The organism is Streptomyces sp. NPDC051677 (assembly GCF_044453465.1).
Lineage (GTDB): Bacteria > Actinomycetota > Actinomycetes > Streptomycetales > Streptomycetaceae > Streptomyces.
The window spans coordinates 1-14,756 of sequence record NZ_JBITCT010000102.1 but is presented as its reverse complement, the minus strand read 5'-3'; the positions used below and the strand labels follow the sequence as shown (position 1 = coordinate 14,756).

The window sequence follows — 14,756 nt, the reverse complement described above, 5'->3', positions numbered from 1 at the left end:
GAGTACTTTCTGGGGGCGGCCATGGTCGATGTTCCTCTCATGAGAACCATCTGACCCTCTGTCAACACACTCCGCATCTCGGGGGAACCTCACCGACGACCTCGACGTCCTCCTCAAGGACGGGTGTGCTGTAGGTGAGCACGTCCGGGCGCGCTTCCAGCTTGGTGTTGTCGACGCGTCCCCGGTCCTTGGCCATGCGCGCACCGCCGACCGCCGGCGTCGGGTCGGCCGGGTCGTACCGGTATTGATCCGGCTCGGACTCGGCCGGGGCCTCGTCGGCCAGGGCGCCTCCGGGCTGGAGATGGAATCGCCGGGGCTCGTAACCCTGAGGCGGCCAGGACTCGAAGTCGCGCCAGCTCTCCTCGCCCATCACATACAACCGGACCGGCAGGCGCGGTGGCGGCTGTTCGCCGCGCGCATACGCCAGCCCGAACTCCAGGGCCTCAGTGAAGGGGACCTCGGTGACCGTCATGTGGGTCCAGGGGCCGACGGTCAGCCGCGCCGGGCGCCCCGCATCCTGCAAGATTCGGAAGTCGCGCAGCTGACCGGGCAGGAATATGTCGTACCAGCCGCCGATCGAACTGACCGGCACGCTCACATCGGCCACCCGACGGCGGTGGTCGAAGCCTTCCCAGCGTGGGTCGTCCGCGTCATGGGCGAGGATGTCCTGGATGTACTGCGAGCGCTGCCCGAAGGCGGCCACGTCGGCCTGGTCGAGGGGAAGTGTCGACAGGGCCCGGGCGTTCTTTCTCTCCTGTATGGGTTTGCGCAGCAGCGCCAGCGGGCGTTCCTGGGTTCCGACCTGCACGCCCCAGCCGAACGGCGTCTCCAGCGACATGCCGTCCGAACGGAGGAACTCCAGCGTGAGGGCCGACTCGGTCACCTGCGGGATCATCGCCTTGACCTGCGGCGGGAGTTGGTCGGCGACCGCCCACTGCACGTGTCCCATGTAGCTCAGACCCCACAGCACGATGGCGTCCCCGAACCAGGGCTGCTTGATCAGCCAGTCGAGGGTCGCCAGGCCGTCGGCACGTTCCTGCCGCATCGGGTCGAACGTGCCGCCCGACCCGAAACCACCCCGCGCGCTTTGGATCAGCACCTGATAACCACGCTCGGCCAAAGCGCGGCCCATGACTTCGCCGAAAAGGCCGCCTCGGCCGTAAGGGGTGCGGATCAGCAGGGTCGGCAGGCCATCGCCTCCGGCCTTGGGCACCCATCGATCCGCCAGCAGTACGGTTTCGTCAGGCATGGGCACCCGCAGATCCCTGTGGGCCGTCACCTCACGGGTGAGGGGCAGGGGCAGCTTGAGCAGACGCTGGACGACAAGACTCTTCACGTTCATCGTGCATCCTTCGTATCGGGCGGAGCGCTTGGCCGGTCCAGGGCGCCCATCAGGACGGACATCACGCTCATCAGCCGATCGGTGAAGGCCTCGGGATCGAGCGGGTCATCGCCTTCGACGACCCAGGTCGTCAAGAACGCGCCCCCGCCACCCGCCACGAAGGCCGCGAGATCAGCGGCGGCCTGCGCGGTGAGGCGGTCCCCGTAGAACTGCTGGATGCCCTGCAGGTTGACGGGAAGAAGCAGTCTGATCAGCCCGCGGTCCAGGGCGAAGGCACAGGATCCGGTCAACAGGGCGCGGTAGAACACCCGATGCTCGGCGAAGTGACGGACCACGGTGAGTGCCTTCTCCCGCGGCGTCCCCGGCGCGTTGTCGCCGAGGTACGGGAGCAGCTCCCTTCGGGCGCGGTCGAGCCCGGCTTCCAACAGCAGGGTGTCGCGGTCGCCGAAGTGCTGGTAGACGACCTTTCGGCTGACGTCCGCGGCCTCGGCGATGTCCGAGAGCGGCACAGCGGAGGTGCCACGCTCCTCGACGAGCACGATGGCGGCCGCCATGAGGGCCGCGCGTGAGCGGCGCACCCGACGGTCCTGACTGCCTTCCTGCAGGCTCGCTTCCATGCCCCAATAGTGGTCACTCGTAACTTAGGAAGCAAGTGTTTCCAATCTTTGATTGATTGAGTAACGTAAGTACCTATCCAGCCCCGGGCAAGGAGACGCGCAGATGAGTCCGTTGACGGCGACCGAATCCACGCAGACGAGTCTCGCGGCGGCAGCGGACCGGATCCGGCTACAGGCGGAGGCCGCAGCCGTGGAGAACGACCGCGGTCGGCGACTCGTGCCGGAGCTGGCAAAGACGCTCCGCGAGTCCGGGCTGATGCGGTGCGGGGCACCGGAGTCTCTGGGCGGGACACAGACCTCGCCCTCCGTGTCCCTCGCGACTGCCGAGACGATCGCCCGGGGTGACGCGGCCACCGGCTGGTGCGTTTCCATCGCCCTCACCAGCAGCCTGCTCGCCGCCTATCTGCCGCCGGAGGGGGCCTCAGAACTGCTGGGCGCCCCGGACTCGGTCGCGGCGGGAGTGTGGGCGCCGAAGGCGACGGCCCGCCCTGTCGACGGTGGCGTCGTGGTCTCCGGCCGCTGGTCCTTCTGCAGCGGCATCACCCACGCGGACTCCTTCTTCGGCGGCTGCCTCCTCGGAAGCGGCCCTGACGGCGACGGCAAGCCGGTGCTGCGCATCGTCGGTATTCCGGTCGAACAGCTTGAGGTGCTCGACACCTGGCACACCTCCGGCCTTCGCGGCACGGGCAGCCATGACGTCGTGGCGAAAGACGTCTTCGTGCCCTCCCGCCGCATCCTGTCCCTGACCGACCGGCCCGTCGTCGACGCCCCGCTCTACCGATTCCCGGTCTTCGGATACTTCGCCCTGGCCGTCGCCGCCGTGGCGCTGGGCAACGCGCGAGGCGCCATCGAGGACCTGCTCGACCTCGCCGGCCGCAAAGTGCCGACCGGCTCGCGGCGCACGCTGGCCGAGAGGCCGGCGACCCAGGCCGCCCTCGCTCAGGCGGAGGCCGCCCTGCGCGCCGCGCGCGCCCTCTTCTACTCATCGATCGATGACGCGTGGCACGCCGCGAACACCGACGACGGTGTCTCTCTCGGCCTTCGGACCGACCTGCGTCTCGCGGCGACCCACGCCGCTCGCACCTCCGCGGAGGTGGTCAGGGCCATGTACGACCTCGGCGGCGGATCGGCGATCTACGAGGACTCGCCGCTGCAGCGTCGCTTCCGCGACGCGAGCGCCATCACCGCCCACATCCAAGTCGCACCGACCACGTGGGAGATCACCGGCCGCATCCTGCTCGGTGTCCCGACGAACGCCGACAACCTGTGACGGCGGACATCGTGTACCGACGGCGGTGACACGACCAGAACGCCACGGCACTGTATGCCGACTCCGCGCACCGCAGAACTCGAACGTCGTGCGCACCACCGAACGCAACATGTAACGAGTCGCCCGGAGGCCCAAGTTGGAGCTCACCAGACGTACCTTCACCGCCCTCGGCGCTACAGCCGCAGCAAGCCTCTCCCTTCCCGCCACAGCTGCGGCGGCGGCCCTCCCGGACACACCTCTGCCGTTAGCCGACGGCGCCGCGCACACTGTCTCCTTCGACAGGTACTCGATGGTCATCGACGGGCGACGAGTCGTCCTGTGGTCCGGCGAGATGCACCCCTATCGACTGCCGAGCCCCTCGCTGTGGCTGGACACGCTGCAGAAGTTGCGCGCCCACGGACACAACGCCGTCAGCATCTACGTCGCCTGGAACTACCACTCCCCCGCGCCGGGCGTCTTCGACTTCACAGGGGTGCGTGACCTCGACCTGTTCCTGCGCATGGCCGCCGAGACGGGCCTGTACGTCCTGGTGCGTCCCGGGCCCTATGTCAACTCCGAAATCGACGGCGGCGGCTTCCCCGGCTGGCTGACGGTCACCAAGGGACGGGCCCGTACCGACGACGCCACCTACCTCTCCCACGCGGACGAGTACTTGACGGCCGTGAACGAGATCGTGGCGCGACATCAGTACACGCGCGGCGAGGGCACCGTCGTCCTGTACCAACTGGAGAACGAGTACGCCGCGCTCGCCGGCACTGACACCGGCAGCAACTACATGACGCACCTGTACGCGAAGGTCCGCGCCGACGGCATCGACGTACCGCTGTTCCACAACGACTTCGACCGCAACGGGCGCTGGGTGCCCGGCTCGTTCGACACAGGCGCCGAGTCCGGCCGCTACCTGTATGCCTTCGACGGCTATCCGGTCCCGACCGATTCTCCCCCGGACTGGGGTTACTTCGGTGTCGGCGGCACGCAGGGCGGCTCGACGGCGAGCCCCGACACCCCGGGTTTCATTGCCGAGTTCGGAGGCGGCTGGTTCGACGCGTGGGGCGGCGCCGGGTTCTCCGGCAAGGGTTACGAGGAAGTGCGCCGTTCTCGGGACGCGGCATACCTGAGGCGCTTCGGTCTGACCAACCTCGCCAACGGCATCAAGATCCTCAATGTTTACATGGCGTTCGGCGGCACCTCGTGGGGCTGGCTCCCCGCGCCGATCGTCTACACGTCGTACGACTACGGAGCCGCGCTCGACGAGGCCCGCAACGTCACCTCGAAGATGATCCCCATGCACCAGATCGGGCAGCTGCTGCACAGCGTGCCCGACCTGGCGAAACTGGACCGGGCCGCCGACACCACGGCCACGAACCCGGCGCTGAAGGTGTACCACCTGACCAACCCGGACACCGGCGCCCATGTGTACGTGCTGCGCAACGACTCGTCGGCGTCAGTGAGTTCGGATGTACCGATCGTCCTTCCGGCCGGCACGACCCTGGCGACAGAGGTCACCGTGGGAGCCAAGGACGCCAAGCTCATCGCCACGGGCATCCGACTGGGGCGGTCGCGACTGGTGTACTCGACCGTCCAGCCCATGCTGGGGGTCACCGCCGGTCGCCTGGATGTCGCCGTATTCGCCGGGCGCGGCCGCGAGGCGGCCGAGGCCGCCTTCGCCTTCGAGCGCGAACCGCGGGCCAGAGTGCTCCAAGGTGCGGGGAGCACCGCCTATGCGGACGGCCGGCTGACGGTGCGGACGGAGGGTCTCAACGGTCTGACACGGGTGCTGATCGGCGACTCCCTCCTCGTGCTGTTCGCCGACGACGAAGCTTCAGCACGGCTGTGGCGCTACGACACCCCCTCCGGACCGGTCCTGGTGCGCGGCCCGGCGCTGCTGCGCACGGCGCGCCTGAGCGGGGCGACCGTCCATCTGACCGGCGACACCGTCGAGGACGCGGACCTGGAGGTGTGGGCACCGCGCGGCGGCCAGCGCGTGACCTGGAACGGCGAACCGGTGCGCGTGCGCGCCACCGCCTCCGGCAGTCTCACCGCCGTGCACAGCCTGCCCGGCGTAGCCGAGATCGCCCTGCCCGCCCTCGCAGGCTGGCGCCACCACTCCGAAAACCCCGAAGCCCAGCCGGAGTTCGACGACACCGGGTGGACCGTCGCGGGCAAGACGTCCTCCTACTCGACAACGCCTGTGCCCGCCGGGCAACCGGTGCTGTTCGCCGACGACTACGGATTCCACTATGGCGACGTCTGGTATCGCGGCTCCTTCGACGGCGCACGCGGCATCGACTCCGTCGTCCTCGACTACAGCACCGGAACGCAGGGCCTGCTCATGGCCTGGCTCGACGGACGTCCGCTCGGCACACACCGGATGCCTGTTCCCAGCGCGTCCCAGTCAGGGTGGGGGACCTGGACCGCCACGGCGGCTTTCACCGTGCCGGAGGACCTGCGCACGCAGGGCGGCCACGTCCTCTCCGTGCTCGTCCGCCGTATGCAGCACGACCAGGACGGCTGGGCCGCCGACACCCACAAGGCCGCCCGCGGCCTGACCGCGGTGAAGTTCACCGGCACCGCCCCTGCCGTGACCTGGCGCATCCAGGGCGAGGCCGGCAGTGATCCGGTCCGCGGACCGCTCAACGCCGGCGGTCTGCACGGCGAACGGCATGGATGGCATCTGCCGGGCCTGAGCACCGGGCAAGGCTGGGAGGAGACGGGCTTCCCGCGCTCGGTGCGACGTCAGGGCGTCGACTGGTACCGCACCACGTTCCGGCTGGGCGTCGGCCACGGCGTCGACGCGTCGATCGGCATCACCTTCACCGACGACCCGACCCGCGCATACCGTGTCCAGCTCTACGTCAACGGCTGGAACATGGGTCAGTACATCAACGACGTGGGTCCGCAGCACACCTTCGTCATACCCAACGGGATACTCCGCACCAAGGGGCGCAACACCTTGGCCCTGGCTGTACTGTCCGACGGAACGACCCCGGCAGGACCGGGCGACGTCTCACTCACACTCCTGGGAAGAGCGGCGGGAGGTGTGACGGTGACCCCGGTCGACTCCCCCGGCGCCTGAACATTGCAGCGACGCGCCGCTCTCGCCGACTCGGTCTACGAGCTTTCGGCGAGCCCTTCCCAGTGATCGGCGAGCGCCTGCAGAGCCGCCATGAGCGGTGCGCGCTGTGCCTCTTCGACGGACTCGAGGAGGGTCTTGTCGAGCATGCGGGCCCGGTCGTTGGCCTCACGGAGGGCCTGGCTGCCCGCGTCGGTGAGGTATAGCAGCTTGCGGCGGCCGTCGGCGGCATCCGGACGGCGGGCGAGCAGGCCGCGGTTCTGCAGCCTGCGTGCCACATCGGCCATGGTGGAGGTGTCCAGGGAGACGGCGGCGGCCATGGAGCGCTGGTCGCGACCTGGATTGGCTTCGACCGTCTGCAGTACCGCGAACTGGGGACCGGTGAGCACCGGATCCACCTCGCGCCCCCATACCGCCAGATACGCCTGGTAGAGACGCCGCACCTGATAGCCGGGTGCGGCGGTCAGGGCAGCGGGAATCTCCGGCGTGGTCTCGGTGGGCGGGGTCTGGTCGGCCATGGGGCCTACTTAAGCACGCACGGCCGACGCCGAGCCACAGCGGGGTTCGGTGCAGGATCCGGTCGCTCGGCAGGCTCCGGGGTCAGGCGCTCCGTGGTGAAGGCCAGTCCGTCACCGCGACACGACTACAGGCTCAGTGCTGGGCTCCCCGCAGGCCCTTACTCCCGCGCAGGCGGGGTCTGCCCGCCAGGGTGGTCCACAGGTGCGGGGTGACGTCGTCCTCGGGCAGTTGGGCGATCATGTAGCGGACGCAGCGTTCGATCTTGACCCGCCACAAGCGGGCCGCCTCGTTGCCGTCGGCGTCGAGCAACGCGTCGTAAACGGCGGTGTCCTCGTCGGCGATGGTGTCGCAGGCCTGGCTGTAGTCCATGCTCAGAACCGTGACGACCATGCGCAGGCGGGCCGTGAGGCGTTCGAAGGTGTGGGCGGCCTGCGGGAGGTCCGCGGTGCGGGCGAGGGTGTCCTGGAACGACAGGTCGGCCTCGCTGATGCGGGTGTTGTCACTGTCCCGGGCGGCCGCATGCACCTGCGCCAGGGCCGCTCCGGCCGGGGCGAGTTGCTCGCGGCCGAGCATGGCGACGCGGCGGATGAGCAGCGCGCCAAGGCTGGCGCGCAGGGCGTAGAGGTCCAGAACGTCTTTCGCCGTGACGGTGGGGACGACGGTCGCACCGCTCGGGAGCAGGTCGAGCATGCCCTCCTCGGCCAGCGCCCGCAGGCCGGCGCGGACGATCCGGCGCGAGAGGCCGAAGCGGGACACGAACGGCGCTTCCCGGACGCGGTCGCCGGGCCGGTGGGTAGCGGCGAGGAGGGCTTCGCGCAGCAGGCCGACGACGGGGTCGGTGCGGGGCGGAGCGTCGGTGGACGTGATCTGGGGCACCGGAGGGAGGGCAGGCTTGCCGAGTGCGCGCATGTCCCGGGCGTTCGAGTCGTTGTCAGGGGTGCAGATGGCCGGGATGTCGTAGGGCCGGCACGGCAAGGCGATCCGCGAGAAGGGGGCTGCGGACCGAGTCCACGTGGTGGACCAGGAGAGCAGGGCAGCGTGGAGGCGTAGCGGGTCGAGCGCAACCTCGTGAAGAACCGGGGCATCGGCGACGAGGAGGCGCCGGATCTCGTCGGTCCATGCCTCTGGGCTGGGTGCGTGATGCCAGCGTGGGCGCGTGGCCAGGGTGGTGTCCGGTCGCTCGTGGGTGCCGCCGCCTTCAGCCGGTACGCCGTACGCCAGCAGGTGCACGTGTGTCCCGGCACTCGCTGCCGACGTCACTTGTTCCAGGAAGGCGAGCCAGGAGGGATGATCCGCCCAGGCTGCGTCCTTCGGGCGCTGCTCGCCCCGCAGCGCGGCGAAGGCGCAGGCCACAGCCAGTACGTGGGGCGTCTCGCGGTCCTGGCCCAACATCCGGTCCGAAGAGCTTCGTACAGCCGCCCGCCCAGCCGTCCGGGCCGTCACGGCAAGCACGCAGACCGGTGGGGCGATGAACAGACCGATCACCGCCCCGGCGTGGTCCGGCAGGGACCACGCCCTGCGCGGCCCGACCGTGGCGGGCGCCCGCGGCTGGACGCGATAGGTTCGCCAGATCCGACTCACCGTGCTCTGGCTCAGTCCGGTCTCGGCCGCCATGGAACGCGTCGACCAGGCCTGTCGGTCACCGGACGGCGGTGGGGTGAGGGTGCGGACGATGACGTGCGCCACAGTGTCGTCGTCGACCGTGGGAGGCCTTCCGGGGTGAGGGTGCTCGTCCAGTCCGTCCAGCCGTTCGGCGAGGAAGCGGGCCCGCCACGTGCCGACCATGCCGCGGGAGACACCGAGGCGCCGTGCCACGGCGGTGTTGGTGGGCTCCTCCTCACACGCCAGCACGATCCGCGCGCGCAGAGCCCGAGCCTGTGAACAGGTCCGGCTGCGCACCCACTTCAGCAGTACGGCCCGTTCGTCCTCGGTGAGGACCACGGCACTGCGGGGGCGGCCGGTCATGGCGGGAACCGTAGCCGAAATTCTGACTCGGAGGTACCCCGGCGGCCGGCTGGGCGACACGGGCATTGTTGGCCGCTCCCGGGCTTTCCCATACTTCGTTGCCAACCGGCGGCCACGCTGCCGGCGTCCCCAGGCAACCGCTGATTCATTGGCCCACGAACCCGGGGCCGGCCACCGTCGGCCGGCAGCACTCACGCCGCCAGGACCGCGGCAGACCCGAGGCAACGACCGGCGCCGGACACCGACGACAACGCATCGACCCCGACCAGCACCGGACCCACCCTTCCAGGGGGCGAGTCCGGGAACCGCTCCCGGAGGCTGTGATGACCGTGAACGCAGGAAACCGACTGGATGACGCGCCCCTGTCGCGCTTCCACAAGAAACTCGCGTTGTACTCCTCAGGGGGCCCGTTCCTCGACGGCTACGTCCTGAGCATCATCGGCGTCGCCATGGTGCAGATCACGCCGCAGCTCGACCTGTCCGGCTCCGAGGAGGGCCTCATCGGAGCCTCCGCGCTCATCGGAATCTTCCTCGGCGCGTTCGCGGGCGGCTGGCTGACCGACAGGTTCGGCCGCCAGGTCCTGTACACCATCGATCTGATCGCCATCATCGTCTGCTCCGTCGCACAGTTCTGGACCACCGACCCGGTGTGGCTGTTCGTCCTGCGGCTGCTGATCGGCATGGCGGTCGGCGCGGACTACCCCATCGCCACCTCGCTGCTGGCCGAGTTCACCCCCCGCCGCTACCGCGGACCGCTGCTGGGCGGCTTGATCGTCATGTGGTTCGTGGGCGCCGCCGTGGCCTACGTCGTCGGGGAGATCCTGCTGCAGACCGGCGACGACGGCTGGCGGTGGATGCTCGCCAGCGCCGCACTGCCCGCCACGGTCATCGTGCTGCTGCGGCTGGGCACCCCGGAGTCCCCGCGCTGGCTCGCCAACAAGGGCCGCACCGAAGAGGCCGAGGCCGTCCTCAAGCAGGTCTACGGCCCCGACGTGACGATCGCCGACCTGCCGGACGAGGCGGAGGAGCGCGAGAACGTCGACCTCAAGGCGATCATCCGCTCCGGCTACGGCGGACGGATGCTCTACATCACCGTCTTCTGGACCTGTTCCATCGTGCCGCTCTTCGCCATCTACGCCTTCGGCCCGAAGATCCTGGGTGCTCTCAACCTCGAGGACGACCTCGCCAACATCGGATCGGCCCTGATCACGGTCATGTTCCTGATCGGCTGCACGGTCGCCCTGCTCGGCGTGAACCGCATGGGCCGGCGTCCCCTGGTCATCCACAGCTTCATCTGGTCGGGCCTCGCCCTGCTCCTCCTCGGCATCTTCCCCGACGCCCCCTCCGGCGTGATCATGACCCTGTTCGCCCTGTACGCGGTCATCATCGGCGGCACCCAGATCCTCCAGTGGATCTACCCGAACGAACTCTTCCCGACCGAGGTGCGCGGCTCCGCCGTGGGCCTCGCCTCCTCCGCGAGCCGGATCGGCGCCGCCGTCGGCACCTACCTCGTCCCTGAGGCCCTGACCAGCTGGGGCATCGGCGGCACCATGCTCGCGGCCGCCGCCATCAGCCTCGTCGGCGCCGTCGTCTCCGTGTTCTGGGCCCCTGAGACGCGCGGCATGGCCCTGCACGAGGCCGCCGCGCTGACACCCCAGTCAGCCGAACCCGTCACCGGCCGACCCGCCAACGTCTGAATCCGTGGAGGTACGGGGTGACTGCCAACGACCCCTTGATGAGTCCGTTCGTCCTCAAGAACCTGACCCTGCGCAACCGCATCGTCAGCACGTCCCACGAGCCCGCCTACAGCGAGGACGGCCTACCCAAGGACCGCTACCGCGCGTACCACGTCGAGAAGGCCCGGGGCGGGGTCGGCCTGACCATGATCGGCGGCAGCGCGCTGGTCAGCCGGGACAGCGCCCCCGCGTTCGGAAACCTCCAGCTCTGGAAGGACGAGTCGGAGCCCTGGCTGCGCCGGCTCTCCGACGAGGTCCACGAGAACGGCGCCGCCGTGATGACCCAGCTCACCCATCTCGGCCACCGCACCAGCAACTACACCGGCCACTGGCTCCCGGCGATCTCGGCGAGCAACGTCCGTGAGCCCGCGCACCGCGCCTTCGCCAAGGCGGCCGAGCCATGGGACCTCGACCGGGTGCGGCAGGACTTCGTCGACGTCGCCCAGCGCTGCCGGTCGGCCGGCCTCGACGGCATCGAACTCATGGCCTACGGCCACTTCCTGGACTCGTTCTGGACGCCCTACTGGAATGACCGCGACGACGAGTACGGCGGCTCCTACGAGAACCGGATGCGCTACCCGCTGACGGTCATCCGCGCCGTGCGCGCTGCGGTCGGTCCCGATTTCGTCATCGGCGCCCGCATGACGTTCGACGAGGAGCGCGAGGGCGGCCTCGAGACGCACGAGGCACTGCGCATCGCCCAGGACATCACCGAGGCCGGGATCGACTTCATCAGCCTCATCAAGGGCTCGATCGGCACCGACGCCGACCTGGCCCGCGCCATCCCGCCGATGTCCACGCCGGCCTCCCCGCACCTGGAGTTCGCCGGCCGGATCAAACAGAAGCTCTCCATTCCCGTCATGCACGCCGCCCGCATCAGTGACGTCGCCACCGCCCGATACGCCATCGCGGAGGGCCTGCTCGACCTGGTCGGCATGACCCGGGCGTTGATGGCCGACCCCGAGCTGCCCAACAAGGTCCGTGACGGTCGCGCTGACCGGATCCGACCGTGCGTCGGCGCCAACATGTGCATCGACGCCATCTACAGCTCTGGTGCGGCGTTCTGCATGCACAACCCGTCGACCGGCCGCGAGCTGGAGGTACCCCATCTGATCGATCCCGCAACGACGACGAGACGTGTGGCAGTGGTCGGCGCCGGACCCGCCGGTCTGGAAGCGGCCCGTGTCCTCGCGGAGCGCGGTCACGACGTACACCTCTTCGAGGCCGCCGACAAAGTGGGCGGCCAGCTGTTGCTGGCTTCGAAAGCCCCTCGCCGCCGGGACCTCCGCGGCATCATCGACTGGCGCACCGACGAACTCGCCCGTCTCGGCGTGCCGATCTCACTGAACACCTACGCCGACGCCCGGACCTTGCTCCCTCAGCCATGGGACGTCGTGATCGTCGCGACCGGCGGCACCCCCGCGGCACCCCGCATCCCCGGGGCCGGCCTCGTCCATGACACCTGGGACGTGCTCGCCGGCGCACGACGGCTGCGCGGGCGCGTCATGCTCTACGACGACCATGGGGGCAATCAGGCGCTCGATGCGGTGGAGGCCCTCGTCCGCGAAGGCGCCACCGTGGAGATCGTCACACCTGAACGAACACTCGCACCCGACGTCGGCTCGCTCACGGCGTCGGGCTACTTCAACTCCCTGGCAGAGAACGGAGTCACGGTCACCCTCCTCCGACGGCTGCACAGGGTCACCGAGACTCCGGATGGCGTGAAAGCGGAACTCGGCATCGACGGTTTCGAGTTCCGTGAGCAGCGCACCGTCGATGCCGTGGTCGCCGAGATGGGCACGGAGCCGGTTCAGGAGCTCTACGACGAGTTGCTCGTTTCTTCGACCAACCTGGGAGCCGTCGACCTGGCGGAACTGCTGGCCCGAAAGCCGCAGTCGATCGTGCGCAACGAAGAGGGTTCCTTCCAACTGTTCCGCATCGGGGACGCGGTGGCGAGCAGGAACGTCCACGCCGCGATGCTGGAGGCGGCCCGCCTGTGCCGAACGATTTGAAACCCAGGAGCTCCGGCCGAGCAGAACCACGCTCACCATCCTGACCGGCATCCGGGCGCAGGGTCGCCGGCACGTCGACCTCACCGCGACGCAGACGAGGGCCTAACGAGGAACTCGCTCAAGCAGTGCAGCGACGTCGGCCTCGCGGGCGACACCGACCAGGGCCTGCGCCATGACCGGCATGGGGTCCCGCTTGGCGACCACCAGCCCCATGCGCTCCGTGCGGGTCGGATTCACCAAGGGAACCGCCTGCATCCCCGCGGGAACGCCGAATACATGCAGCCAGGAATGGGGTACGACGCTGGCCCACCGGCCGGTCCTGACGTGAGCGAACATGGAGGCGATCGAGTCCGTCTCCACTCGGGGCCGGACCGGTGCGCCGATCTCCTCGAAGACGGTGTCCAGCACCTTGCGGCCCTGCATGACCGGGTCGAGCAGGCAGAGTGGCTGCTGCGCGGCCTCCGCCCATGTGACCTGCGTCAGCCGCCCGGCGCCGGGCGCCAGCTGGGTCAGCAGGACGTACCGCTCCAGGTACAGCGGTACGAACTCGAGCCTCTCCGCGATGTTCCTGCTGAAGTAGGTGACGCCGGCGTCGAGCTCGTAGCTCTGCAGTTTCTCGATCACGTCCGTCGAGCGAAGATCCGTCTGTACCTGGACGGTGGTCAGCGGGTGCTGGGTGCAAAAGGGTTCGGTAAGGAGCGAGACGACAGTCGAGGCCGTCGGTACCGAGCCGATGCGCAGCCTGCCGCCGAGGCCGCTTCGCAGCGCCGCGACCTCGCTCGTCATGGCGTCTCGGTCAGCGAGGATCCGCTGTGCCCAGACGACGATGCGCTCGCCCTCCGCGGTCAGTCCTTCGAATTTTCGTTCCCTGTGGACCAGGGGGACGCGCAGTTCCTCTTCGAGTTTCCGCAATCCCTCGGACAGGGCGGGCTGGGAGACATAGCAGGCTTCGGCCGCGCGGGCGAAGTGGCCCTCACGTGCGAGGGCGACGAGGTATTCGAGTTGGCGTAGCAGCACAGCACGGGTCTACTCGACACCGGGCGGGCCCGCCAGTCGGGGGGCACACCTCCCTGCTGCCGATCTGGCGATAAGCACGGCCTATCACCAGATCGGAGCTGCCTCTTTGACGACGGTCCATGGGCGCAGCGAGAGTGCGCGGGGAGAGCAGTGTCCACACGAGCGGCGGGAAGCGACCCGAGCGATGAGCATGATCGAAGACCCCGGTGACGATCGGCTGGCCGTCACGCCGCCCAAGACGTGGGCGACCGGCATGCCCGCCGTCACCCACGCGATCCAGTACTCCCTGGGACAGACATCAGTGCGGCGTACCGCGCTGACACTGCTCAACATCAACCAGACCAAGGGGTTCGACTGCCCGGGCTGCGCCTGGCCCGAGCCCGCTCCGGACCGTCGCCACCGCAACGAGTACTGCGAGAACGGTGCGAAGCACATCAACGACGAGGCGACCTCACGCCGCGTCACAGCCGACTTCTTCCGCCGGTACCCGATCTCCGAGCTGGCCCAAAAGTCCGACTACTGGCTCAACCAGCAAGGCAGGCTCACCGAACCCATGGTGAAACGGCCCGGCTCCGACCACTACGAGCCCATCGACTGGGACGAGGCGCTCGGACTGCTCGCCGACGGGCTTCGGGACCTTCAATCGCCGAACGAGGCGCTCTTCTACACCTCCGGCCGGCTGAACAACGAGGCGGCGTTCCTCCTCCAGCTCTTCGCCCGGGCCTACGGCACGAACAACCTGCCAGACTGTTCCAACCTGTGCCACGAGTCGAGCGGCGCCGCTCTGAACGAGACGCTCGGCATCGGCAAGGGCAGCGTGAGCCTCCAGGACATCCACGACGCCGACCTGGTGTTCGTCGTGGGCCAGAACCCGGGGACCAACCACCCACGCATGCTCACGTCCCTTGAGGAGACCAAACGGAACGGCGGCCGGATCGTGGCTGTGAACCCGCTGCCCGAGGCCGGGCTGCTGAGGTTCAAGCATCCGCAGAAGGCCCGCGGGGTGATCGGCCGGGGAACCGCCCTCGCCGACCAGTTCCTGCAGATCCGCCCCGGCGGCGACCTCGCCCTGTTCCAGGCGCTCAACCTACTGCTGCTTCAGGCTGAGGGCTGAGGTTCCCCCGAGATGCGGAGTGTGTTGACAGAGGGTCAGATGGTTCTCATGAGAGGAACATCGACCATGGCCGCCCCCAGAAAGTACTCGC

General features: G+C 69.1%; 9 protein-coding genes and 1 pseudogene. 5 read left to right on the top strand and 5 right to left on the bottom strand.

The features are described 5' to 3' along the window. Positions 1 to 61: 61 nt before the first annotated feature. Together ACIBAF_RS47925 and ACIBAF_RS47920 are read right to left on the bottom strand one after the other, a co-directional pair. Positions 62 to 1,342 carry a CocE/NonD family hydrolase gene (locus ACIBAF_RS47925; RefSeq protein WP_399472933.1) on the bottom strand — a complete coding sequence of 427 codons (1,281 nt, stop codon included), beginning with the start codon at positions 1,340 to 1,342 and terminating at the stop codon, positions 62 to 64. After that, entirely contained in the window at positions 1,339 to 1,959 is a 621-nt protein-coding gene (locus ACIBAF_RS47920; RefSeq protein WP_399472931.1) for a TetR/AcrR family transcriptional regulator, read from the bottom strand. Before ACIBAF_RS47920 ends, ACIBAF_RS47925 begins: the two co-directional genes overlap by 4 nt. 103 nt (positions 1,960 to 2,062) lie before the next feature. On the opposite strand from ACIBAF_RS47920, the gene ACIBAF_RS47915 reads away from it, so the two are divergent. Further along, a complete protein-coding gene (locus ACIBAF_RS47915; RefSeq protein WP_399472929.1) occupies positions 2,063 to 3,229 on the top strand; it encodes an acyl-CoA dehydrogenase family protein in 1,167 nt (388 codons plus the stop codon). 136 nt (positions 3,230 to 3,365) lie between these two features. After that, entirely contained in the window at positions 3,366 to 6,305 is a 2,940-nt protein-coding gene (locus ACIBAF_RS47910) for a beta-galactosidase (protein WP_399472927.1), read from the top strand. A 35-nt stretch (positions 6,306 to 6,340) separates the two neighbouring features. On the opposite strand, the gene ACIBAF_RS47905 is transcribed toward ACIBAF_RS47910, so the two are convergent. Together ACIBAF_RS47905 and ACIBAF_RS47900 are read right to left on the bottom strand one after the other, a co-directional pair. Further along, positions 6,341 to 6,820: a MarR family winged helix-turn-helix transcriptional regulator gene (locus tag ACIBAF_RS47905; RefSeq protein WP_399472925.1), complete on the bottom strand. Its 480-nt coding sequence runs from the start codon at positions 6,818 to 6,820 to the stop codon at positions 6,341 to 6,343. Positions 6,821 to 6,953: 133 nt separating this feature from the next. Next, complete coding sequence (locus ACIBAF_RS47900; RefSeq protein ID WP_399472923.1) at positions 6,954 to 8,786, bottom strand: helix-turn-helix domain-containing protein; 1,833 nt, start codon at positions 8,784 to 8,786, stop codon at positions 6,954 to 6,956. Between the two features lie 323 nt (positions 8,787 to 9,109). Here ACIBAF_RS47900 and ACIBAF_RS47895 point away from each other — a divergent pair, with 323 nt between their 5' ends. Then, positions 9,110 to 10,483: an MFS transporter gene (locus ACIBAF_RS47895; RefSeq protein ID WP_399472921.1), complete on the top strand. Its 1,374-nt coding sequence runs from the start codon at positions 9,110 to 9,112 to the stop codon at positions 10,481 to 10,483. 17 nt (positions 10,484 to 10,500) lie between these two features. Beyond that, positions 10,501 to 12,534 (top strand): FAD-dependent oxidoreductase, encoded by a 2,034-nt coding sequence (locus tag ACIBAF_RS47890; RefSeq protein ID WP_399472919.1) that lies wholly within the window; start codon positions 10,501 to 10,503, stop codon positions 12,532 to 12,534. Positions 12,535 to 12,636: 102 nt separating this feature from the next. On the opposite strand, the gene ACIBAF_RS47885 is transcribed toward ACIBAF_RS47890, so the two are convergent. Next, on the bottom strand, positions 12,637 to 13,551 hold the full coding sequence (locus ACIBAF_RS47885) for a LysR family transcriptional regulator (protein WP_399472917.1): 915 nt from the start codon (positions 13,549 to 13,551) through the stop codon (positions 12,637 to 12,639). Positions 13,552 to 13,735: 184 nt separating this feature from the next. Here ACIBAF_RS47885 and ACIBAF_RS47880 point away from each other — a divergent pair. Continuing rightward, a pseudogene (locus ACIBAF_RS47880) lies at positions 13,736 to 14,659 on the top strand (molybdopterin-dependent oxidoreductase); the annotation flags it as partial. Positions 14,660 to 14,756: the final 97 nt, after the last annotated feature.

Excerpts from the sequence above, each read along its gene's own strand:
- ACIBAF_RS47915 (WP_399472929.1), top strand. The coding sequence starts at position 2,063 with ATGAGTCCGTTGACGGCGACCGAATCCACGCAGACGAGTCTCGCGGCG.
- ACIBAF_RS47900 (WP_399472923.1), bottom strand. The coding sequence starts at position 8,786 with ATGACCGGCCGCCCCCGCAGTGCCGTGGTCCTCACCGAGGACGAACGG.
- ACIBAF_RS47920 (WP_399472931.1), bottom strand. The coding sequence starts at position 1,959 with ATGGAAGCGAGCCTGCAGGAAGGCAGTCAGGACCGTCGGGTGCGCCGC.
- ACIBAF_RS47905 (WP_399472925.1), bottom strand. The coding sequence starts at position 6,820 with ATGGCCGACCAGACCCCGCCCACCGAGACCACGCCGGAGATTCCCGCT.
- ACIBAF_RS47925 (WP_399472933.1), bottom strand. The coding sequence starts at position 1,342 with ATGAACGTGAAGAGTCTTGTCGTCCAGCGTCTGCTCAAGCTGCCCCTG.
- ACIBAF_RS47895 (WP_399472921.1), top strand. The coding sequence starts at position 9,110 with ATGACCGTGAACGCAGGAAACCGACTGGATGACGCGCCCCTGTCGCGC.